This window comes from Bradyrhizobium sp. USDA 4541, assembly GCF_024171085.1.
Taxonomy (GTDB): Bacteria; Pseudomonadota; Alphaproteobacteria; order Rhizobiales; family Xanthobacteraceae; genus Bradyrhizobium; species Bradyrhizobium australafricanum.
The window spans coordinates 3,923,592-3,945,730 of the sequence record NZ_JALJZF010000001.1; the positions used below are offsets into that span (position 1 = coordinate 3,923,592).

Consider the following 22,139-nt stretch of genomic DNA (forward strand, 5'->3'; position numbering starts at 1 on the left):
GCCATGACCGATCCGGCACCCGCCAACACACCGGCCGTGAAACCGGCCGAGCCCTGGAACCAGCGGCTGATCCGCACGCTGCTGTATGGCAGCAATGTCGACCGCGCCGCGAAGGCGCGCGCGCGCGTCGGTCTTGCCATCCTCGCTTTCGCCGCGGTCTATTGCGTGCTGGCGGGGAGGCTGGTGCTGTTCGCCGTCGGCGCCGACAGCCATGGTGCGCGCCGCACCGCATCGCAAGACGCCATCGCGACCGCGCGGCCCGACATCACCGACCGCAACGGCGAAATCCTCGCCACCGACGTCAAGGCGCCGAGCCTGTTCGCCGAACCGCGCCGCCTGATCGACAAGGACGAGGCGATCGAGCTTTTGACCGGAGCCCTGCCCGATCTCGACACCAGCGAGGTGCGCGACCGCCTGTCGTCGCGCAAGGGCTTCGTCTGGCTGAAGCGCGAGATCACGCCGAAGCAGCAGAGCGACATCCATCGCCTCGGCCTTCCCGGCGTCGGCTTCCTGCGCGAGAACAAGCGCGTCTATCCGACCGGCAACGAGGTCGCCCACCTGATCGGCCTGGTCAACATCGACAACCAGGGCATCGCCGGCATGGAGAAGTGGCTGGACAGCAACGGTCTGGCCGATCTGCATCGCGCGGGCTTCGCCACCGACCGGCTGCAGAAGCCGGTGGAGCTGTCGGTCGACCTGCGCGTCGAGCACGCGCTGCGCGACGAGCTGCTCAAGGCGAAAGAGAAGTTCAAGGCCAAGGCCGCTTCCGGCCTCGTCTCCAACGTCCGCACCGGCGAGATCGTGGCGATGGTGTCGCTGCCGGATTTCGATCCGAACAATCCGAAGGAGGCGCACGATCCCGATCGCATCAACCGCCTGACCACCGGCGTCTACGAGATGGGCTCGACCTTCAAGGCGTTCACGCTGGCGATGGCGCTGGATAGCGGCCGGTTCGACCTCAACTCGATGTGGGATGCGCGCGGCCCGCTGCATTACGGCAAGTTCGCGATCCATGACGATCACAACATGGGTCGCATGATCAACATGAAGGAGGTGTTCTACTATTCCTCCAACATCGGCGCCGGGCGCATTGCGCTGGCGATGGGCGTCGACGCGCACAAGGCGTTCCTGCGCAAGATGGGCCAGCTCGAGAGGCTGCGCACCGAATTGCCGGAGAGCGCCTCGCCGATCGTGCCGAAGAAGTGGGGCGAATTGAACACCGTCACCATCTCGTTCGGTCACGGCATCGCGGTGGCGCCGCTGCAGGCGGTGATGGGCATCGACGCGCTGGTCAATGGCGGCTACCTGATCCCGCCGACCTTCCTGAAGCGCACCGAGCAGGAGGCGATGGCGCTCGCCAAGCGCGTCATCAAGCCTGAGACCTCGGACAAGATGCGCTATCTGATGCGGCTCAATGCCGAGATCGGCACCGCGAAGAAGGCCGACGTCAAGGGCTACTATATCGGCGGCAAGACCGGCACCGCGGAGAAGGTGATCAACGGCCGCTACGCCAAGAAGCGCGTGCTCAACGCCTTCACCGCGATCCTGCCCGCCGACAATCCGAAATACCAGCTTCTGATCATGCTCGACGAGCCACAGCCCCTGAAGGAAACCTACGGGTTCATCACCTCGGGCTGGAATGCGGTGCCGACCGGCGGCAATGTGATCGCCCGAATTGCGCCGCTTTTGGGCGTTGAACCGCGATTCGACCTGCCGCCGTCCGACCGCCTTATTCTTGCGGCATCCAGAACAACCCAGTAAGGCGTATACTCACGCGGTGCCAGAACGGCGCCGGCCAGACTGGAAGATCATGAGACTTCGCGACCTCTTCAGCGATGATGCGACGATCGATCCGAGTGCCTCCTCGCTCATTGTCGGAGGGCTTGCGGTCGACAGCCGCGCGGTGAAGCCGGGCGATCTGTTCTTCGCGCTGGCCGGCAGCAGGACCGATGGCGCGCGCTTCGTCGATGCGGCGATTGCCGCCGGCGCGGTCGCGGTCGCCAGCGACCATCTGCCGCAAGGTCACGCCCGCGCTCCCTTCGTCATCACGCCGAATCCGCGCCGCGCGCTGGCGCTCGCCGCGGCCAAATTCTTTTCGCGCCAGCCGGCGACGATCGCGGCGGTGACCGGCACCAGCGGCAAGACCTCGGTCGCAGCCTTCACGCGCCAGATCTGGCAGCGGCTCGGTCATTCCTCCGCCAGCATCGGCACCATTGGCCTCGTCTCGGACAAGCGCACGGTCTACGGCTCGCTGACCACGCCGGATCCGATCGCGCTGCATCGCCAGCTCGACGAGATCGCGAGCGACGGCGTCACCCATCTGGCGTTCGAGGCGTCCTCGCACGGCCTCGATCAGTATCGTCTCGACGGCGTGCGCATCGCAGCCGGCGGCTTCACCAATCTGTCGCGCGACCACATGGATTATCATCCCGACGTCGCGCATTACCTCAATGCAAAACTCCGGCTGTTCCGCGATCTGGTCGCGCCAGGCGGCACCGCGGTGGTCTCGGCCGATCATGATTGCTCAGGGCAGGTGATCGATGCGGCGCGCGCGCGCGGCCTGCGCATCATCGCGGTCGGGCGCAACGCCGATGCAGGCGATGGCATCGGGCTCACCGATGCTGTCATCGAAGGCTTTGCACAGAAGCTCCTGATCGAGCACCGCGGACGCAAGCACGCGATCCGGCTGCCGCTGGTCGGCGAATTCCAGATCGAGAACGCGCTGGTCGCGGCCGGGCTTGCGATCGGCACCGGCAGCGCCGCCGACGACGTGTTCGGCTGCCTCGAACATCTCGAAGGCGCCAAGGGCCGGCTGGAATTCGTCGGCGAGCACAATGGCGCGCCGATCTTCGTCGATTACGCCCACAAGCCCGACGCACTCGCCAAGGCGCTGCAGGCGCTGCGGCCCTATGCCAGGCGCAAGCTGGTCGTGATCTTCGGCGCCGGCGGCGACCGCGACGCCGGCAAGCGTCCGATCATGGGCGCGATCGCGGCCGAGAATGCCGATCAGGTCATCGTCACCGACGACAATCCGCGCAGCGAGAAGCCGGAGGCGATCCGCGCCGCGATCATGGCGACGGCGAAGGGCGCGCGCGAGATCGGCGACCGCGCCGCGGCGATCCGCGCCGGCATTGCCGGCCTCGCGCCGGGCGATGCGCTGGTCGTTGCCGGCAAGGGCCACGAGGTCGGGCAGATCGTCGGCAACACGACGCTGCCGTTCAGCGATCATGAGGCGGTCGCCAGTGCACTGGCTGCGGAGGGCGCATGAGCACGATGTTGTGGACCTCGGATGCGATGGCGACGGCGATGCGCGCCGCCACGCAAGGCGCGCTGCCGGACGGCGTCAGCGGTCTCTCGATCGACAGCCGCAGCATCGCGCCCGGCGAGGCGTATTTCGCGATCAAGGGCGACGTCCATGACGGCCATGCCTTCGTCGAGGCGGCGCTGAAGGCCGGCGCCGGGCTCGCGGTGGTCGAGACCGCGCAACGGGCAAAGTTTCCCGCTGATGCGCCGCTGCTGGTGGTCGACGACGTGCTCGCCGGCCTCGTCGAGCTCGCGCATGCCTCGCGCGCGCGGCTCAACGCGCAGATCGTCGCGGTAACCGGCTCGGTCGGCAAGACCTCGACCAAAGAGGCGCTGCGCCGCGTGCTGTCGGCGCAGGGCGAGACCCATGCGTCGGTGGCGTCGTTCAACAATCACTGGGGCGTGCCGCTGTCGCTGGCGCGCTGCCCGGCCAGCACGCGCTTTGCGGTGTTCGAGATCGGCATGAACCATGCCGGCGAGATCACGCCGCTAGTGAAGATGGTGCGCCCGCACGTCGCAATCATCACCACGATCGAGCCGGTGCATCTGGAATTCTTCGCCGGCATCGAGGCGATCGCCGACGCCAAGGCGGAGATCTTCGCAGGGCTCGAGCCCGATGGCGCGGTCGTGCTCAACCGCGACAACGGGCAATTCGCGCGGCTGCAAAAGCAGGCCAAGCAGGCCGGCATCTCGCGCATCGTCTCGTTCGGCGCCGACAAGCGTGCCGAGGCGCGGCTGCTCGACCTGTCGCTGCACGCGAACTGCTCGGCGGTGCATGCGGATATTCTGGATCACGACATCACCTACAAGATCGGCATGCCCGGCCGGCACATGGCGATGAACTCGCTCGCGGTGCTTGCCGGCGCCTCGCTACTCGGCGCCGATATCGCGCGCGCGGCGCTGTCGCTGTCGCAGCTCGAGGCGCCGACCGGCCGCGGCCTCCGCCGCACCCTCGAGGTCGGCCATGGCGAGGCGATGCTGATCGACGAGAGCTACAACGCCAACCCGGCTTCGATGGGCGCCGCGCTCAACGTGCTCGGTCAGGCCCAGACCGGGCCGCATGGCCGGCGCATCGCGGTGCTCGGCGACATGCTCGAACTCGGGCCGACCGGGCCCGAACTGCACCGCGGCCTCAACGAGGCCGTGACCGCCAACCGCATCGACCTCGTATATTGTTGTGGTCCGTTGATGCGGAATCTGTGGGATGCCCTTTCCACCGGCAAGCGGGGAGGCTATGCCGAGAGCTCGGCGGCGCTCGAAGCGCAGGCGGTCGCCGCGGTCCGTGCCGGTGACGTGATCATGGTGAAGGGCTCGCTGGGATCGAAGATGAAGCTGATTGTCAGCGCGCTGGAAAAACGCTTCCCCGACAAGGCCGCGCACGAAGAAGCGGTATAGGACTCCTCGAATGTTCTACTGGTTGATCGAACTGTCCAACACCGTTCCGGGGTTTGGGGCGTTCCGCAGCGCTTTGAACGTGTTCCGCTACATCACCTTCCGCACCGGCGGCGCGATGGTGACCGGCGCATTGTTCGTGTTCCTGTTCGGGCCCTGGATCATCGATCATCTGCGGCTGCGGCAGGGCAAGGGCCAGCCGATCCGCACCGATGGTCCGCAGTCGCATCTGATCTCCAAGAAGGGCACGCCCACCATGGGCGGGTTGATGATCCTGTCCGGGCTCGTGGTGTCGACGCTGCTCTGGGCCAACCCGCTCAATCCCTATGTCTGGATCGTGCTGGCGGTGACGCTCGGCTTCGGCTTCGTCGGCTTCTATGACGATTATTTGAAGGTCACAAAGCAGTCGCACAGCGGCTTCGCCGGCAAGCTGCGGCTGCTGATCGAGGCCGCGATCGGGCTTGCCGCCACCTATGCGCTGGTCCGGCTCGGGCGCGACGTGTCGTCGACCTCGCTCGTGATTCCGTTCTTCAAGGACCTCGTGATCAATTTCGGCTGGTTCTTCGTGATCTTCGGCGCCTTCGTGATGGTCGGCGCCGGCAATGCGGTGAATCTCACCGACGGTCTCGACGGTCTTGCCATCGTGCCCGTGATGATCGCCGCCGCAAGCTTCGGCATGATCTCGTACCTGACCGGCAACGCGGTGTTCTCGGATTACCTGCAGATCAATTACGTCGCCGGCACCGGCGAACTGGCGGTGCTGTGCGGCGCGGTGCTCGGCGCAGGCCTCGGCTTCCTCTGGTTCAACGCGCCGCCGGCCTCGATCTTCATGGGCGACACCGGTTCGCTGGCGCTCGGCGGCATGCTCGGCGCGACGGCGGTTGCGGTGAAGCACGAGATCGTGCTCGCCGTGATCGGCGGCCTGTTCGTGCTGGAGGCGGTCTCGGTCATCGTCCAGGTCACCTCGTTCAAGCTCACCGGCAAGCGCGTGTTCCGGATGGCGCCGCTGCACCATCATTTCGAGCAGAAGGGCTGGACCGAGCCGCAGATCGTGATCCGATTCTGGATCATCTCGGTGATGCTGGCGCTCGCCGGCCTGTCGACGCTGAAGCTGCGCTGATGGCTTCGCATCCCATTGACTATCATTCCGGGGCTCGCGCAGCGAGAACCCGGAATCTCGAGATTCCGGATAACCGCTGCGCGGTTTCCGGAATGACAGGGAGATAGACATGATCCCGGTCACCTCCTTCTCCGGCAAGACGGTCGCGGTGTTCGGGCTCGGCGGCTCCGGGCTCGCGAGCTGCCAGGCGCTGAAGGCCGGCGGCGCCGAGGTGATCGCCGCCGACGACAATGCCGACAACGTCGTCAAGGCGGCGCAGGCCGGCTTCACCACCGCCGATCTGCGCAGCGTGTCATGGGCGAATTTCGCCGCGCTGATCCTGACCCCCGGCGCGCCGCTGACCCATCCGGCGCCGCACTGGAGCGTGCTGAAGGCGCGCGAGGCGGGGTGCGAGGTGATCGGCGATGTCGAACTGTTCTGCCGCGAGCGGCGACGTCATGCGCCGAACGCGCCGTTCGTCGCCATCACAGGCACCAACGGCAAATCGACCACCACGGCGCTGATCGCGCATCTGATTGATGTCGCCGGCTACGACACCCAGATGGGCGGCAATATCGGCACCGCGATCCTGTCGCTCGAGCCGCCGCGCATGGGCCGCGTCCATGTGATCGAGATGTCGTCCTACCAGATCGACCTCGCACCGTCGCTCGATCCGTCGGTCGGCATCCTGATCAACATCAGCGAGGATCACATCGACCGCCACGGCACGCTCGAGCATTACGCCGCGGTCAAGGAGCGGCTGGTCGCCGGCGTGCAGGCCGGCGGCACCGCGATAACAGGCGTCGACGACATCTGGTGCCGCAACATCGCCGACCGGCTCGATCGCGCCGGCAAGCGCGTGGTGCGCATCTCGGTGAAGAACCCGCTGCCCGACGGCCTCTATGTCGAGCACGAGACCATCGTGCGTGCCTCGGGCGCGGCGCGCAGCGAGATCGCGCGGCTAGGCGGCATCGGCTCGCTGCGCGGCCTGCACAATGCGCAGAACGCCGCCTGCGCCTCGGCCTGCGCGCTGGCGATGGGGATCGCGACCGACGTGCTGCAGAACGGCCTGCGCAGCTTCCCGGGTCTCGCGCATCGCATGGAGCAGGTCGGCCGCCGCGGCAACGTGCTGTTCGTCAACGACTCCAAGGGCACCAATGCGGATGCGGCCGCGCATGCGCTGTCGTCGTTCGCCGACATCTACTGGATCGCCGGCGGCAAGCCGAAGGCCGGCGGCATCACCACCCTGACCGAATATTTCCCGCGCATCCGCAAGGCCTATCTGATCGGCGAGGCGGCGGCCGAATTCTCCGGCACGCTCGGCGAGCGCGTCCCGCACGACATGTCCGGCACGCTCGACGTCGCGATCGCCAGCGCCGCGCGCGATGCCGAGGCGTCGGGGCTCGCGGAAGCCGTCGTGCTGCTGTCGCCGGCCTGCGCCTCGTTCGACCAGTACCGCAATTTCGAAATCCGCGGCGCCGCCTTCCGCGACATCGTGCAGGCGCTGCCCGGCGTTGAGCCGGTGGTGTGACGATCACGTAGGGCGGATTGGCACAGCGTAATCTGCCGTTCGGTGCCGGGCGATGACACCGAGATGAAGTACGCAGTGACGGTGCGTCGTATCGCGCGAGAACCATCCTCATCGTCGGCCTGGCTTTCGCCAGGACGACGTCGGGATGAGGGCTCAACCACCTCCCTCAAAAGTTACCCGACCCGTTAACCCCTTGGAAACCATCCTGCGCCACGAATGGACGTTATCTCTGCCATCTGGGGACGCCCATGCTCGCCCGTGACCAACGCACCCCGTTCTCGGACTGGTGGTGGACCGTCGACAAGCTGCTGCTTGTGGCGATCGCCGCGTTGATGCTGGCCGGCGTCATCCTGTCGCTGGCGGCGAGCCCGCCGGTGGCGACCCGGATCGGGCTCGATCCGTTCCACTTCTTCAACCGCCACGTCATGTTCCTGGTGCCGTCGCTGATGGTGCTGATCGGCGTCTCGTTCATGACGCCGCGGCAGATCCGGCGCACCGCGCTGATCGTGTTCGCGGTCTCGATCGCGCTGATCGTGCTGACGCTGCTGATCGGACCCGAGGTCAAGGGCTCGCGGCGCTGGATCACGCTGCTCGGCGTCAACATCCAGGCCTCCGAAGCCGCAAAACCCTCTTTCGTCATCGTCGCGGCCTGGCTGTTTGCGGAATCGACCAAGCGGCCGGAGATGCCGGCGACCTCGATGGCGCTGGTGCTGTTGCTGACGCTGGTCACGCTGCTGGTGATGGAGCCCGACTTCGGTCAGACCATGCTGATCCTCACCGTGTGGGGCGCGCTGTTCTTCATCGCGGGCATGCGGATGATCTGGGTGTTCGGGCTCGCCGGCGCGGCGGGCGCGGGCCTGTTCGGCGCCTATCTCCTGGTGCCGCACGTCGCCGGCCGCATCAAGCGCTTCATGAATCCCGCCTCCGGCGACACCTTCCAGGTCGACACCGCGATGGAGGCGTTCTGGAATGGCGGCTGGTTCGGCCTGGGGCCGGGCGAGGGCATCGCCAAGCGCAGCCTGCCGGACAGCCACACCGACTTCGTGTTCGCGGTCGCGGCGGAGGAGTTCGGCATCATCCTCTGTTTGATGCTGGTCGCGCTGTTCGGTTTCATCGTGATCCGTACGCTGACCCGCGCCTATGCCACCGAGGACATGTTCTCGCGCTTCGCAGCCTCGGGGCTTGCGATTCTGTTCGGCGTGCAGGCGACGATCAACATGGCGGTCAATCTGCAATTGATCCCGGCCAAGGGCATGACGCTGCCGTTCATCTCGTATGGCGGCTCCTCGTTCGTGTCGCTCGCCTATGGCGTCGGCATGATGCTGGCGCTGACGCGGCAGCGGCCGCGCACCGAGATCGAATCGATGGAAGGCGCCAGCGCTCAGCGCGCCTACGCGTAGGTGACTGTGACGGTCGTGTCGGTTATCTGGAAACCATGGACAATGCGCCCCTGATTCTGCTGGCGGCCGGTGGCACCGGCGGCCATTTGTTCCCGGCCGAAGCGCTCGCCGTGGAATTGATCAGGCGTGGCCTGCGCGTCCGGCTCGCCACCGACGGCCGCGCGTTGCGCTATTCCGGCCTGTTCGGCAGGGAGAGCATCGACCTCGTGCCGAGCGCAACCGTGCGCAGCCGCAACCCGATCTCGCTGGCGCGGACCGCGCTGATGCTCGGCTATGGCACGCTGGTCGCTGCCAATCTGGTGCGGCGGCTGAAGCCCGCGGCCGTGGTCGGCTTCGGCGGCTACCCGACCTTGCCGCCGCTGATGGCGGCGCGGCTGCTCGGCGTTCCCGGCATCATCCATGACGCCAATGCGGTGCTCGGCCGCGCCAACCGTTTCCTGTCCGGCCGCGTCAACGCGATCGCGACCTCGCTGCCCGGCGTGCTCGATCGCGATCCCGCGCTGGCCGGCAAGGCCACCACGGTCGGCACACCGATGCGGCCGGCGATCCTTGCGGCCGCTGCGGTGAAATACACGCCGCCCGAGGCGAACGGGCCGCTGCGCCTGCTCGTCGTCGGCGGCAGCCAGGGCGCGCGGGTGATGAGCGATATCGTGCCGCCGGCGATCGAGCAGCTCGCGCCCGCGCTGTGGAGCCGCCTGATCATCACCCAGCAGGTGCGCGAAGAAGACATGGATCGGGTGCGCGCGGTCTACGACCGGCTCGAGATCAACGCCGAGCTCGCGCCGTTCTTCGCCGACCTGCCGGCGCGCCTCGCCTCGAGCCAACTCGTGATCTCGCGCTCCGGCGCCGGCACGGTGGCCGAACTCGCCGCGATCGGCCGGCCCTCGATCCTGGTGCCGCTGCCCGGCGCGATCGATCAGGACCAGTTTGCCAATGCCGGCGTGCTGTCGCAGGCGAGCGGCGCGCTGCGCATCGCGCAGAGCGACTTCACGTCCGAGCGGCTGGCCGCTGACATTTCGGCCTTCGCCGCCGAGCCCGCGAAACTGACCGCGATGGCGGAAGCCGCGCGCGGCGTCGGCCGGCTCGATGCCGCCGAGCGGCTGGCCGATCTGGTTGCGAAAGTGGCCGGAATTTAGGCCGCTTTCGAGGAATTTCGGCCGTGGGACGCCATGGCCGGGCTTGTCCCGGCCATATCAGTCTTTCATAAGTCGGAGAATTGCCGGGGTGAGTCCGGAGACGATGAAGGTGTTAGCATCATGAGACTGCCGCGCGAGATCGGACCCATTCACTTCGTCGGGATCGGCGGCATCGGCATGAGCGGCATCGCCGAAGTGCTGATCAATCTCGGCTACACCGTGCAGGGTTCCGATGCTTCGGACAATTACAACCTCGACCGCTTGCGCAAGAAGGGCGCCAAGGTCTCGGTCGGCCACGCCGCCGAGAATGTCGATGGCGCCGATGTCGTCGTGGTCTCGACCGCGATCAAGCGCGACAATCCTGAACTGATGGCGGCGCGCGCGCGACGCATTCCGGTGGTGCGGCGCGCCGAGATGCTGGCGGAGCTGATGCGGCTGAAGAGCTGCGTCGCGATCGCCGGCACCCATGGCAAGACCACCACGACGACGATGGTGGCGACCCTGCTCGATGCCGGTGGGCTCGATCCGACCGTGATCAATGGCGGCATCATCAACGCCTATGGCTCCAACGCGCGGCTCGGTGCCGGCGACTGGATGGTGGTCGAAGCCGACGAGAGCGACGGCACCTTCCTGAAGCTGCCGTCCGATGTCGTCATCGTCACCAATATCGACCCCGAGCATCTCGATCACTTCAAGACCTTCGAGGCGATCCAGGACGCGTTCCGCAATTTCGTCGAGAACGTCCCGTTCTACGGCTTTGCCGTGATGTGCACCGATCACCCCGTGGTGCAAACTCTTGTCGGCAAGATCGAAGACCGCCGCATCATCACCTACGGCCAGAACCCGCAGGCCGATGCGCAGCTCAAGGATCTGACGCCGATGGGGGGCGGCTCGAAATTCTCGGTCGCGATCCGCGATCGCAAATCCGGCGCGATCCATGAGATCGCCGATATCATGCTGCCGATGCCGGGGCGCCACAACGCATCGAATGCGACGGCGGCGATCGCGGTCGCGCACGAGCTTGGCGTGTCCGACGACGTCATCCGCCAGGCCATGGCCGGCTTCGGCGGCGTCAAGCGGCGCTTCACCAAGACCGGCGAGACCAACGGCATCACCGTGATCGACGATTACGGTCATCATCCCGTCGAGATCGCAGCCGTGCTGAAGGCGGCGCGGGAATCCGTCAACGGCAAGATCGTCGCCGTGGTGCAGCCGCATCGCTACACCCGCCTGCAATCGCTGTTCGAGGAATTCTGCACCTGCTTCAACGACGCCGATGCGGTCGTGGTCGCCGAGGTCTATCCGGCCGGCGAGGCGCCGATCGCCGGCGTCGACCGTGATCATTTCGCCGCCGGCCTGCGCGCCCACGGCCATCGCAATGTGGTGCCGCTGCCGAACGCGGGCGAGCTCGCGAAGATCGTGCACGGCCTTGCCAAGCCCGGCGACCTCGTCGTCTGCCTCGGCGCCGGCAACATCACGCAATGGGCCTACGCGCTGCCCGGCGAATTGAAGGCGTTGGGGTGATCGTGACCTTCCCCGACATCACGCCCGACCTGAAAGCCGCGATGCCGGAGCTGCGCGGGCGGCTGCTGGCGAACCAGTCGCTGGCCGAGTTGACCTGGTTTCGCGTCGGCGGCCCGGCACAGGTGTTGTTCACGCCGGCAGATGAAGATGACCTCGCATATTTCCTGAAGCGCCTGCCGCAGGAATTGCCGGTCTATGTCGTCGGCGTCGGCTCCAATCTGATCGTGCGCGATGGCGGCATGCCCGGCGTCGTGATCCGGCTCGCGCCGCGCGCGTTCGGCGAGACCAGCGCGGCCGGCGATGTCGTCATCGCCGGCGCTGCGGCGCTCGACAAGCGCGTCGCCGAGACGGCTGCGGCGGCTGACATCGGCGGCATGGAATTCTTCTTCGGCATTCCCGGCACCGTCGGCGGCGCGCTGCGCATGAATGCCGGCGCCAATGGCGGCGAGACCAAGGACGTGCTGATCGAGGCCACCGGCATCGGCCGCGACGGAACGAAGCATACGTTCGGCAATGCCGACATGAAGTTCGTCTATCGCAACAGCGGCGCCGATCCGTCGATCGTGTTCACCTCGGCGCGCTTCCGCGGCACGATCACCGATGCTGAGGCGATCCGCGCCCGCATGAACGAGGTGCAGAGCCATCGCGAGACCGCGCAGCCGATCCGCGAGAAGACCGGCGGCTCGACCTTCAAGAATCCGCCCGGCAACAGCGCCTGGAAGCTGATCGATGCCGCCGGCTGTCGCGGCCTCAAAATAGGCGGCGCGCAGGTGTCAGAGATGCACTGCAATTTCCTGATCAACACCGGCAACGCTACCGGGCACGACATCGAGACGCTCGGCGAGACGGTGCGTGAACGGGTCAAGCAAAGCAGCGGAATTGAGCTACACTGGGAAATCAAGCGGATCGGGAATTCATCGTAGTCGTCATTCCGGGGCGATGCGCAGCATCGAACCCGGAATCTCGAGAGTCCGGTCTGGTGCTTCGGACCATCCCGGAATGACGGAAGCAGCGAAGACAGGCAAAGAAGATGCAGGTGACCATTCTGTTCGGCGGCACCAACAAGGAGCGTCTGGTCTCGGTGGCGAGCACGCAGGCGCTGCACCGCGCGCTGCCCGACGCGGATCTCTGGTTCTGGGACGTCGACGACACCGTGCACGCGGTGACGTCGGAAAAACTGCTCGGCCACACGCGTCCGTTCGAGGTCGACTTCAAACCCGACGGTCGCGGCATCGCACTCGACCAGGCGCTCGACAAGGCGAGCGCCGAGCAGCGTGTGCTGGTGTTCGGTTTGCACGGCGGCCGCGCCGAGAATGGCGAGTTGCAGGCGATGTGCGAGATGCGCGGCGTCGCGTTCACCGGCTCCGGCTCGGCATCGTCGCATCTGGCGTTCGACAAGCCGTCGGCCAAGCGCTTCGCCGCGATCGCGGGCCTCAACGCGCCGCAGGGCATCAATGTCGAACAGATCGATGACGCCTTTGCGAAACACGGCAAGCTGATCGCAAAACCGGCCAAGGACGGATCGAGCTACGGGCTGATCTTCGTCAACGCGAAGCAGGATCTCGTCGCGGTCCGCAATGCCGCGAAGCATGAAGAGTATCTGATCGAGCCGTTCGTATCGGGCGTGGAGGCGACCTGCGGCGTGCTCGAGCAGTCCGACGGCTCCGTGTTCGCGCTGCCGCCGATCGAGATCGTGCCGGGGGAGGGAACCTTCGACTACACAGCCAAATACCTTTTGAAGTCGACCCAGGAGATTTGTCCTGGCCGCTTCGCGCCCGAGGTCAGCGCCGCGATCATGGACCATGCGCTGCGGGCGCACCGCGCGCTGTCCTGCACCGGCTACTCGCGCAGCGATTTCATCGTCTCGGCCAATGGCCCGGTCTATCTCGAGACCAACACTCTGCCGGGGCTCACCGCGGCATCACTGTACCCTAAGGCCTTGAAAGCACAGGGTATCGCCTTTTCCGACTTCCTCACCGACCAGATCGAGCTGGCCCGCCGCCGCGTCCGAAGTTAATGCCCGGCCGGGGGGAACCCGCCCTGGTCGGCCGGATGGAACCCGGGCGCTGTTGCTAAAATGCTAACGAGTTCGCGGCAAAGTACTCACAGCGTTGATCAAAACACGCTCCAGGCCGAAGTCATTTACCCTTTGTTTACCAGGAAGCCCGAAGGTTAACGCTGGCGGCGCATGTAGCGCTTGGCTGCCGGGGCGTGAGCTGTCGCGGATTACCGCTTCGAGGATCGCAACCAGGGAACAGGGGGCCACTCTAATCCCACCGGTCTAGCCGAGACGTGATTTGTGCCGGGACCCGCGGGGTTTGCGGGCGCAACATGTGACGAGCTCGTGCAATGGATGGTGCAGGACGCCTCACCCGATCGCTACGATCGCTGGGGCCTCAAGCTGACCTGAGAGCAGCCGCTATCGGAGCGGCGGTGCTGCTGCGCGAGTATGTCGGCGCCCATCTCGCACCCCGCAGGCGGCGTCCCGCCAAGCGGCCGCAAGTCATCATCGATCGCGAGCCGCCGAACCGCTACATCCTGATGGTCGAACGCTATCTGCCGCGCCGCATCGGGCTGGTCGCGACGCTCGCGATCCTGTTCGGCAGCCTGGGCCTTGGCATCGTCAAGGGTGGTCATGTCGAGGAATTCACCACCGCGCTCAGCGATGCCCGCAACGCGCTTGCCAATACCGCCGGCTTCCGCATCACCACCGTCGGCATCAACGGCCGCAAGCAGCTAAGCCAGGACGAGGTGCTCGCGATCGGCGGCGTCAACGGCCGCTCCTCGCTGCTGTTCCTCGACGCCGACACCGTGCGCGCCAAGCTGAAGGCCAATCCCTGGATCGCGGATGCCACGATCCTGAAGCTCTATCCGGGCCGGCTGCAGATCGACATCGTCGAGCGCACCGCCTTCGCGCTGTGGCAGCAGAACGGCCGCCTGTCGGTGATCGCTTCCGACGGCGCGGTGCTCGAGCCCTACGTCTCGCGCCGCTTCCTCAATCTGCCGCTCGTGGTCGGCAAGGGCGCCGACGTCAGGGCCCACGACTTCCTGGCGCTGCTCGACCGTTATCCGCAGGTCCGTTCGGTGACCAAGGCGGCGATCTTCGTCGGCGAGCGGCGCTGGAACCTGCGCCTCAAGGACGGTCTCGACGTCCGCCTGCCAGAGAACGACGTCGGCAACGCGCTCGCTGCGCTCTCCAGGCTCGACAAGGACGAGAAGCTGTTCTCGCGCGACATTGTCGCCGTCGACATGCGGCTGCCCGATCGGCTTATCGTGCAATTGTCGGAGGACGCCGGCAAGGCGCGCGACGAACTGTTCAAGGACAAGAAGTCCAAGAAGAAGGCCGGTGACTCCGCATGACCGGCCTCGATCGCAACCTGACCCCGAAGACCCGCCCGATGCAGAAGCGCACCGCGATGGTGGCTTCGCTCGATGTCGGCTCCAGCAAGATCGCCTGCATGATCGCGCGGCTGAGGCCATCGCCGCCGAACGAGGCGCTGCGCGGACGCACCCATGCGGTCGAATTGATCGGCTACAGCCAGATCCAGTCGCGCGGCGTCAAGGCCGGCTCCGTGGTCGATCTCGCCGAATGCGAGAAGGCGGTGCGCCACGCGGTGGCGTTGGCCGAGCGCATGGCCAAGGTCCGTGTCGAATCCGTCCTGCTGTCGGTCTCCGGCGGCCGGCAGCACGGCCAGCTGGTCGAGGCCGCGGCCGATATCCGCGGCGGCTCGGTGACCTCGGACGATATCAGCCGCGTCACGTCCGCCGGCATGCGCCACGCCGCAGGCGCGGGCCGCACCGTGCTGCACGCGCTGCCGGTCGGCTACGCGCTCGACGGCGTCAAGGGCATCCGCGATCCCAGAGGCATGGTGGCGCGCCAGTTCGGCGTCGACATGAACGTGGTGACGTCGGATGCGACGGTCGCCAAGAACCTGATGCTGGTGGTCGAGCGCTGCCATCTCAACGTCGAAGCCATGGCGTCGAGCCCCTATGTCGCGGGCCTCTCGGTGCTGACCGACGACGAGGCCGATCTCGGCGCTGCCGTCGTCGAGATGGGCGCGGGATCGACCACGATCGCGACATACTCCGGCGGACGTCTCGTGCACGCATCCGGATTTGCGCTGGGCGGACAACACATCACGATGGACCTTGCGCGCGGCATCGGCGCGTGCATTGCGGATGCCGAGCGAATCAAGACTTTATACGGCACGGTGCTGACCGGCGGTTCGGACTCGCGCGAGCTGATGTCCGTTCCCACTGCAGGCGATGATCGGGAGATACCGCAAATCGTGTCCCGCGCCACGATTGCGAACATTGTCCGGCATCGCGCCGAGGAGATTTTCGAAATGGTCCGTGACCGGCTCGCGGATTCCCCCTTTGCGGCAGAGCCGAGGGCGCGCGTCGTGCTGAGCGGCGGCGCCTCGCAGCTCACCGGCACCGTCGAGCTTGCCACCCGCATCCTGAACCGTCAGGTCCGCATCGGCCGTCCGCTCGGCTTCGGCCGGCTGCCGAACGAGGCGAAGGGCGCCTCATTCTCGGTGCCGACGGGCCTCCTGGTCTATCCGCAATACGCACATCTTGAACATGTCGAACCGCGGCGCACGCGGCAGCTCAGGACAGGGACAGACGGTTACTTCGGAAAGGTCGGACGATGGCTTCGCGAGGGCTTCTGATGACCGCACCCCGGCTCACTGCATTTTCACCAGCTCCGGCGGCCAGCGGCCGGGACGAACCAACGCGCGCATAATCGAGAGAGGCAACCATGGCACTCAATCTGACCCCCCCTGACATCAGCGAGCTGAAACCGCGGATCACCGTCTTCGGCGTCGGCGGCGCGGGTGGTAATGCCGTCAACAACATGATCACCGCCGGGTTGCAGGGCGTCGACTTCGTCGTCGCCAACACCGACGCGCAGGCGCTGACCATGTCGAAGGCGCAGCGCATCGTGCAGATGGGCACCCAGGTCACCCAGGGCCTCGGCGCCGGTTCGCAGCCCGACGTCGGCGCTGCGGCCGCGCAGGAGGTGATGGACGAGCTGCGCGATCACCTCACCGGCGCCAACATGGTGTTCGTCACCGCCGGCATGGGCGGCGGCACAGGCACCGGTGCTGCACCCGTGATCGCCAAGGCCGCGCGCGAGATGGGAATCCTCACCGTCGGCGTGGTGACCAAGCCGTTTCACTTCGAAGGTCAGCGCCGGATGCGCACCGCCGAGCACGGCATCGCCGAGCTGCACAAGGTGGTCGACACGCTGCTGATCATTCCGAACCAGAACCTGTTCCGGGTCGCCAACGAGAAGACCACCTTCGCCGACGCCTTCGCGATGGCCGACCAGGTGCTGTACTCGGGCGTCGCCTGCATCACCGACCTGATGGTCAAGGAAGGTCTGATCAACCTAGACTTCGCCGACGTCCGCGCCGTGATGCGCGAAATGGGCAAGGCGATGATGGGCACCGGCGAAGCCACCGGCGAGAAGCGCGCGCTGACCGCCGCGGAAGCCGCGATCGCCAACCCGCTGATCGACGACAGCTCGATGAAGGGCGCCCGCGGCCTCTTGATCTCGATCACGGGCGGCAAGGACCTGACCCTGTTCGAGGTCGACGAAGCTGCCACCCGCATCCGCGAGGAGGTCGACGCCGACGCCAACATCATCGTCGGCGCCACCTTCGACGAATCGCTCGACGGCGTCATTCGCGTCTCGGTGGTCGCAACCGGTATCGAGCAGGCGGCGATCGCCTCCCGCGCCCAGGCTCCCGCCGCGCAGCAGTCGGGCGGTTCGCCGGAGAGCCGGCTGGCCGATCTGACCGCCCGCCTGCGTGCCGACAATCAGCGCATGGCCGAACGTGCCCAGAAGCTGGAACCGGCGACCGGCGTGACGGTCGCCCCGATTGCAGCTCCCGCCGCTCCGCAGCAGCGTCCGGCCGTCGAGCGCGCCGCGCTTGCGGCGATCGCCGCCGCGGTTGCTCCCGACAGCGCACCGGCCGCCCAGGCGCCGATGCAGCCGGCCTCCTACGGTGACGTCACCGTGCGGCCGATTGCCCAGAAGCCCTCGCTGTTCCCGGACCACGAGGCCGCCCGGGCCGAGCAGCATGAGCCGATGCCGCCCGAGACCTTCATCCCGCAGGCGGCGGAACGGTCGCCGGTCCGTGCTCCGCGGATGCCGAAGTTCGAGGATCTGCCGATGCCGGCGCAGGCCGAAATCCGCCAGGCCAGCGGTGACGGCGAACCGGAACACCCGCAGAAGACCCGCCTGTCGCTGCTGCAGCGGTTGGCCAATGTCGGCCTCGGCCGCCGCGACGAGGAGACCGAGCCGCCGATCGCGGCCCGTTCCTCCGGTCCGGCCATGCCGACGATGCCGCCACTGCCCGAGCGCAAGCCGGCCCGCAGCGTCGCCCAGCAGATTTCGGCGAACGAATCGCCGGTATCCGAATATGCAAAGCGCCCTGCGCCGCAGGGTCTGGACGCTCATGGCCGCCAGGCACCTGTTGCCCCAGCGCCACAGGGCGACGACCATCTTGATATCCCGGCCTTCCTGCGCCGGCAGGCAAACTGAAGTTTGTTACAATCTTGGCCACGAAGAAGGCCTCGGCGGGGAACCGCCGGGGCCTTTTCCTTGTCGCGGGCAGGCGATCGCGCCGGATGAACAAGCAACTGATTTTAAATGATTAATTATTCTTTCGGTGGTCAGATGGCGCATCGCCGAGGACCGCTTTCGCTGCCGTAGTTTGGTTTACCTTGGGCGTGAATGCGGCGGAGATGGGGTAACAATCGGTAAAGAAGCGTGAGTTGGCGCGGTTTAGGGCCGTGACTATGGTCTGCCGTGACTTGGGGAGCTCAAGCGAGTCGGCCTTGGGGAAATTGGCCACTTGAATTGAGTGAAGTCGGGTAGTGGGCATTATCGAATGAAGTTCAGCCGTCAAACAACGCTTCGGTCGCAAGCCACCGTGACTGGCGTAGGCGTTCATTCCGGTCTTCCTGTCAGTCTCACCATGGGACCTGCACCTGTTGATGCGGGTTTTATTTTTGTCCGCACCGGTCTCGACGGTTCCGACCGTGAAGTCGTGGCCACCGCCGATGCGGTGATCGCGACCGAGTTCGCGACGGTGCTGGGTGACCGCGAAGGGCCGCTGGTTTCCACCGCCGAGCACGTGCTCGCGGCGCTGCGCGGCATGGGCGTCGACAACGCCACCATCGAAGTCGACGGCGCCGAAGTTCCGATCATGGACGGCAGCGCTGCGGCGTTCGTCGCGGCGATCGATCAGGCCGGCATTGTGACCCAGCCCGGCGTCCGCCGCTTCATCCAGGTTTTGAAGCCGGTGCAGGTCAAGATCGGCGAATCGGTTGGCGAGCTGCGTCCGTTCGCCGGCGGGTTCCGCACCGAAGTCGAGATCGATTTCACCAACCAGGTGATTGGTCGCCAGACCTTCACCTTCGATCTGTCGCCGGAAGGTTTCCGCCGCGAGGTCGCGCGGGCCCGCACGTTCGGCTGCATGAGCGACGTGGCGCGGCTGTGGGGTGCAGGCTTCGCGCTCGGCGCGTCCTTCGACAATACCGTGGTGTTCGACGAGGCCCGTCTGCTCAACGCCGAGGGCCTGCGCTACGCCGACGAATGCGCCCGCCACAAGGTGCTCGACGTGATCGGCGATCTGGCGCTGGCCGGCCTGCCGCTGCTCGGCAGCTACCGTTCGGTACGGGGCGGCCACAAGCTCAACAACGCGGTGCTGAAGGCGCTGCTCGCCGACCGTAGCGCCTGGCGGGTGGTCGAATCGGAGACGGCTCGGCGGCCGGCCCGTGGCCATGTCGAAGCCGGTGCAGGCACCGTGGGCGGCCTCGTCGCCCCGGCCTATGGCCCGGACGTGTCCTGATCGCCCAAGTCCTGATCGCCTGGCCGGTCGGGCCCAATTTCCGTAATAACCACAGCAGGCTGTGAGCTTCGCCGGGTCGCCTTATTCCCGGCGGAATGGCTCCGTATTCGGTTGGTCCACGGTCATTTTTCGGCTAAGCAGGCCTGCGGTTGCGAGTAACGGCAGTCAAGGCACTGGAAATATTGCATCCATGACCGCGGTTCATGGGTGGAGTGGGGTCGCCGTTAACCGCATCAAAGGCGTCAGGTTCTAAAATCCATGTCGGCAATGCGTATGGCGCTCGAATCACGCAATTCTTCTGACGTCTCCGGCCTGACCAAGGCCGCGCGCACGCTGCGTTTTGCGGCGGGCCTGATTGTGCTGGCCATGCCGCTCAGCGGCTGCGGCACCGGCGCGCTGTGGGACAAGTTCATGGCCAAGGACGACACGTTCGTCGATGAGCCCGCGGACAAGCTCTACAATGAGGGCTTGTACATGATGAACGAGAAGAAGGACCTGAAGGCCGCCTCGAAGAAGTTCGAGGAAGTCGACCGTCAGCATCCCTATTCCGACTGGGCGCGCAAGTCGCTCTTGATGTCGGCCTATTCGTTCTACCAGGCGGGCGACTACGACAGCTGCATCGGCTCTGCCACCCGCTACGTCACGCTGCATCCCGGCAGCCCGGACGCGTCCTACGCCCAGTACCTGATCGCGGCATCGCATTTCGACCAGATCCCGGACATCTCGCGCGACCAGAGCCGCACCGAGAAGGCGATCGCGGCGCTCGAAGAGGTGGTCCGCAAATATCCGACCTCGGAATACGCCACCCAGGCCAAGTCCAAGATCCAGGCTGCGCGAGACCAGCTCGCCGGCAAGGAAATGGCGGTCGGGCGCTATTACATGGGCAAGCGCGACTTCACCGCCGCGATCAACCGCTTCAAGACCGTGGTCACGCAGTACCAGACCACGCGCCACGTCGAGGAGGCGCTCTACCGCCTCACCGAGGCCTACATGGCGATCGGCATCGCCGGCGAGGCGCAGACCGCGGCCGCGGTGCTGGGCCACAATTTTCCAGACAGCCGCTGGTACAAGGACGCATATAATCTAGTAAAGTCCGGCGGTCTCGAGCCGAGCGAGAATCAGGGATCCTGGATCAGCAGGACCTTCAAGAAGATAGGTCTCGGCTAGGAATTGTCCTCGCATGCTGGCGCGTCTGTCGATCCGTGACATCGTCCTGATCGAACGGCTCGATATCGAATTTTCCCGTGGCCTCGCGGTGCTGACCGGCGAAACCGGCGCAGGCAAATCCATCCTGCTCGATGCTTTTGCGCTGGCGCTCGGCGGCCGCGGCGATGCCGGACTGGTGCGCCACGGCGCCGAACAGGGGCAGGTCACCGCCATGTTCGACGTCCCGAAGGGGCATCCGGCGGCCGGGATCCTGGCCGAGAACGGCCTCGACGACACCGGTGAGATGATCCTGCGCCGCGTGCAGCTCGCCGATGGCCGCACCCGCGCCTTCATCAACGATCAGGCGATCAGTGTGCAGACCCTGAAGGCGGTCGGTGCCGCGCTGGTCGAGATCCACGGTCAGCATGACGAGCGCGCGCTGGTCGACGCCTCCACCCATCGCCAGCTGCTCGACGCCTTCGCCGGACACGAGAAGGACGTCGCGGCGCTGGAAGCGCTGTGGGATATCAGGCGGACCGCCAATGCCGATCTCGACGAGCATCGCGCCGGCATGGAGCGCGCCGCGCGCGAGGCGGACTATCTGCGCCATGCCTCGCAGGAATTGAAGACGCTGGCGCCGAAGGAAGGTGAGGAGACCGAGCTCGCGGGTCGCCGCACCACCATGATGCAGGGCGAGAAGATCGCAACCGACCTGCGCGAGGCGCAGGAGGCGATCGGCGGCTCGCATTCGCCGGTGGCGTCGCTGTCGGCCGCGGTACGGCGGCTGGAGCGGCGCGCCGCCAATGCGCCTGCGCTGATAGAGCCCGCGGTCAAGGCGATCGATATTGCGATCAACGCGCTGGAAGAGGCCGACCAGCATCTCAACGCCGCGCTGGCGGCGACCGATTTCGATCCGGCCGAGCTGGAGCGCATCGAGGAGCGGCTGTTCGCGCTGCGCGCGGCCTCGCGTAAATATTCGACGCCGGTCGATCTGCTGGCCGCGCTGGCGGCGCAATATGCCGGCGACGTCGCGCTGATCGATGCCGGCGCCGACCAGCTGAAGAAGCTGGAAGCGGCCGCCGGTGAAGCCGACAAGCGCTATGCGGCAGCTGCCGCGAAACTGTCGGCGGCGCGCACCAAGGCCGCCGAGAAGCTCAACAAGGCCGTCAACGCCGAGCTTGCGCCGCTCAAGCTCGAGCGCGCGAAGTTCATGACCCAGGTCGACAGCAACGCGGCCGCGCCGGGGCCGCAGGGCATCGACCGTGTCGAGTTCTGGGTGCAGACCAATCCGGGCACCAAGCCGGGGCCGATGATGAAGGTCGCCTCCGGCGGCGAACTGTCGCGCTTCCTGCTGGCGCTGAAGGTCGTGCTGGCCGATCGCGGCTCGGCGCCGACCTTGGTGTTCGACGAAATCGACACCGGCGTCGGCGGCGCGGTGGCCGATGCGATCGGCTCGCGGCTGGCGCGCCTTGCCGGCAAGGTGCAGGTGATGGCGGTGACGCACGCGCCGCAGGTCGCGGCCCGCGCCAGCCAGCATCTCCTGATCTCCAAGGACGCGCTCGACAAGGGCAAGCGGGTCGCCACCCGCGTCAACGCGCTCGCCGCCGACCACCGCCGCGAGGAGATCGCGCGCATGCTGGCCGGCGCCGAGATCACCGCGGAGGCGAGGGCGGCCGCGGAACGGCTGCTCCGGGCGGCGACAGCGTAATCTCTCCCCTCGTCATTCCGGGGCGATGCGAAGCA

At 66.5% G+C, this 22,139-nt stretch carries 16 protein-coding genes and 1 pseudogene; all 17 read left to right on the top strand.

The window, feature by feature from the left end:
* Window positions 1-3: 3 nt before the first annotated feature.
* The 17 genes and pseudogenes from J2R80_RS18375 to recN all read left to right on the top strand — a co-directional run bounded on the left by J2R80_RS18375 (window position 4) and on the right by recN (window position 22,104).
* Window positions 4-1,761 carry a penicillin-binding protein 2 gene (locus J2R80_RS18375; RefSeq protein ID WP_050385389.1) on the top strand — a complete coding sequence of 586 codons (1,758 nt, stop codon included), beginning with the start codon at window positions 4-6 and terminating at the stop codon, window positions 1,759-1,761.
* 49 nt (window positions 1,762-1,810) lie between these two features.
* Complete coding sequence (locus J2R80_RS18380; protein ID WP_253639068.1) at window positions 1,811-3,268, top strand: UDP-N-acetylmuramoyl-L-alanyl-D-glutamate--2,6-diaminopimelate ligase; 1,458 nt, start codon at window positions 1,811-1,813, stop codon at window positions 3,266-3,268.
* The gene (locus J2R80_RS18385; RefSeq protein WP_253639069.1) at window positions 3,265-4,698 is read left to right on the top strand and encodes a UDP-N-acetylmuramoylalanyl-D-glutamyl-2,6-diaminopimelate--D-alanyl-D-alanine ligase; all 1,434 of its coding nucleotides are present in this window, start codon (window positions 3,265-3,267) and stop codon (window positions 4,696-4,698) included. Before J2R80_RS18380 ends, J2R80_RS18385 begins: the two co-directional genes overlap by 4 nt.
* A 10-nt stretch (window positions 4,699-4,708) precedes the next feature.
* Complete coding sequence (mraY, locus tag J2R80_RS18390) at window positions 4,709-5,815, top strand: phospho-N-acetylmuramoyl-pentapeptide-transferase (RefSeq protein WP_016846578.1); 1,107 nt, start codon at window positions 4,709-4,711, stop codon at window positions 5,813-5,815.
* A 109-nt stretch (window positions 5,816-5,924) separates the two neighbouring features.
* Window positions 5,925-7,325 (top strand): UDP-N-acetylmuramoyl-L-alanine--D-glutamate ligase, encoded by a 1,401-nt coding sequence (gene murD / locus J2R80_RS18395; RefSeq protein ID WP_253639070.1) that lies wholly within the window; start codon window positions 5,925-5,927, stop codon window positions 7,323-7,325.
* A gap of 248 nt (window positions 7,326-7,573) precedes the next feature.
* A complete protein-coding gene (gene ftsW, locus J2R80_RS18400; RefSeq protein ID WP_028342184.1) occupies window positions 7,574-8,725 on the top strand; it encodes a putative lipid II flippase FtsW in 1,152 nt (383 codons plus the stop codon).
* 35 nt (window positions 8,726-8,760) lie between these two features.
* Window positions 8,761-9,861, top strand: a complete 1,101-nt coding sequence (gene murG, locus J2R80_RS18405; RefSeq protein ID WP_253639071.1) for an undecaprenyldiphospho-muramoylpentapeptide beta-N-acetylglucosaminyltransferase — start codon at window positions 8,761-8,763, stop codon at window positions 9,859-9,861.
* 120 nt (window positions 9,862-9,981) lie between these two features.
* A complete protein-coding gene (gene murC, locus J2R80_RS18410) occupies window positions 9,982-11,385 on the top strand; it encodes a UDP-N-acetylmuramate--L-alanine ligase (RefSeq protein WP_076824133.1) in 1,404 nt (467 codons plus the stop codon).
* 2 nt (window positions 11,386-11,387) lie between these two features.
* Window positions 11,388-12,308 carry a UDP-N-acetylmuramate dehydrogenase gene (murB, locus tag J2R80_RS18415; protein ID WP_076824233.1) on the top strand — a complete coding sequence of 307 codons (921 nt, stop codon included), beginning with the start codon at window positions 11,388-11,390 and terminating at the stop codon, window positions 12,306-12,308.
* A gap of 107 nt (window positions 12,309-12,415) precedes the next feature.
* Window positions 12,416-13,402 (top strand): D-alanine--D-alanine ligase, encoded by a 987-nt coding sequence (locus J2R80_RS18420; protein WP_057015000.1) that lies wholly within the window; start codon window positions 12,416-12,418, stop codon window positions 13,400-13,402.
* A 98-nt stretch (window positions 13,403-13,500) separates the two neighbouring features.
* Window positions 13,501-13,795: pseudogene (locus J2R80_RS18425) on the top strand (D-alanine--D-alanine ligase); the annotation flags it as partial.
* The gene (locus J2R80_RS18430; RefSeq protein WP_168858443.1) at window positions 13,735-14,745 is read left to right on the top strand and encodes a cell division protein FtsQ/DivIB; all 1,011 of its coding nucleotides are present in this window, start codon (window positions 13,735-13,737) and stop codon (window positions 14,743-14,745) included. The pseudogene J2R80_RS18425 and the gene J2R80_RS18430, both read left to right, overlap by 61 nt.
* Window positions 14,742-16,058 carry a cell division protein FtsA gene (ftsA, locus tag J2R80_RS18435; protein ID WP_253639072.1) on the top strand — a complete coding sequence of 439 codons (1,317 nt, stop codon included), beginning with the start codon at window positions 14,742-14,744 and terminating at the stop codon, window positions 16,056-16,058. The genes J2R80_RS18430 and ftsA overlap by 4 nt, the downstream gene beginning before the upstream one ends.
* An 89-nt stretch (window positions 16,059-16,147) precedes the next feature.
* On the top strand, window positions 16,148-17,938 hold the full coding sequence (ftsZ, locus tag J2R80_RS18440) for a cell division protein FtsZ (protein WP_253639073.1): 1,791 nt from the start codon (window positions 16,148-16,150) through the stop codon (window positions 17,936-17,938).
* 349 nt (window positions 17,939-18,287) lie between these two features.
* Window positions 18,288-19,250 carry a UDP-3-O-acyl-N-acetylglucosamine deacetylase gene (gene lpxC, locus J2R80_RS18445; protein ID WP_168858441.1) on the top strand — a complete coding sequence of 321 codons (963 nt, stop codon included), beginning with the start codon at window positions 18,288-18,290 and terminating at the stop codon, window positions 19,248-19,250.
* A 258-nt stretch (window positions 19,251-19,508) separates the two neighbouring features.
* Window positions 19,509-20,417: an outer membrane protein assembly factor BamD gene (locus J2R80_RS18450; protein ID WP_028332540.1), complete on the top strand. Its 909-nt coding sequence runs from the start codon at window positions 19,509-19,511 to the stop codon at window positions 20,415-20,417.
* Between the two features lie 13 nt (window positions 20,418-20,430).
* Window positions 20,431-22,104, top strand: coding sequence for a DNA repair protein RecN (gene recN / locus J2R80_RS18455; protein ID WP_076824138.1), 1,674 nt, complete (start codon window positions 20,431-20,433; stop codon window positions 22,102-22,104).
* The last annotated feature ends 35 nt before the right edge of the window (window positions 22,105-22,139 follow it).

Excerpts from the sequence above, each read along its gene's own strand:
- murC (WP_076824133.1), top strand. The coding sequence starts at position 9,982 with ATGAGACTGCCGCGCGAGATCGGACCCATTCACTTCGTCGGGATCGGC.
- murG (WP_253639071.1), top strand. The coding sequence starts at position 8,761 with ATGGACAATGCGCCCCTGATTCTGCTGGCGGCCGGTGGCACCGGCGGC.
- ftsW (WP_028342184.1), top strand. The coding sequence starts at position 7,574 with ATGCTCGCCCGTGACCAACGCACCCCGTTCTCGGACTGGTGGTGGACC.
- ftsZ (WP_253639073.1), top strand. The coding sequence starts at position 16,148 with ATGGCACTCAATCTGACCCCCCCTGACATCAGCGAGCTGAAACCGCGG.
- J2R80_RS18420 (WP_057015000.1), top strand. The coding sequence starts at position 12,416 with ATGCAGGTGACCATTCTGTTCGGCGGCACCAACAAGGAGCGTCTGGTC.
- murD (WP_253639070.1), top strand. The coding sequence starts at position 5,925 with ATGATCCCGGTCACCTCCTTCTCCGGCAAGACGGTCGCGGTGTTCGGG.
- J2R80_RS18375 (WP_050385389.1), top strand. The coding sequence starts at position 4 with ATGACCGATCCGGCACCCGCCAACACACCGGCCGTGAAACCGGCCGAG.
- recN (WP_076824138.1), top strand. The coding sequence starts at position 20,431 with ATGCTGGCGCGTCTGTCGATCCGTGACATCGTCCTGATCGAACGGCTC.
- mraY (WP_016846578.1), top strand. The coding sequence starts at position 4,709 with ATGTTCTACTGGTTGATCGAACTGTCCAACACCGTTCCGGGGTTTGGG.
- J2R80_RS18380 (WP_253639068.1), top strand. The coding sequence starts at position 1,811 with ATGAGACTTCGCGACCTCTTCAGCGATGATGCGACGATCGATCCGAGT.
- ftsA (WP_253639072.1), top strand. The coding sequence starts at position 14,742 with ATGACCGGCCTCGATCGCAACCTGACCCCGAAGACCCGCCCGATGCAG.
- J2R80_RS18385 (WP_253639069.1), top strand. The coding sequence starts at position 3,265 with ATGAGCACGATGTTGTGGACCTCGGATGCGATGGCGACGGCGATGCGC.
- J2R80_RS18450 (WP_028332540.1), top strand. The coding sequence starts at position 19,509 with ATGTCGGCAATGCGTATGGCGCTCGAATCACGCAATTCTTCTGACGTC.
- J2R80_RS18430 (WP_168858443.1), top strand. The coding sequence starts at position 13,735 with ATGGATGGTGCAGGACGCCTCACCCGATCGCTACGATCGCTGGGGCCT.
- lpxC (WP_168858441.1), top strand. The coding sequence starts at position 18,288 with ATGAAGTTCAGCCGTCAAACAACGCTTCGGTCGCAAGCCACCGTGACT.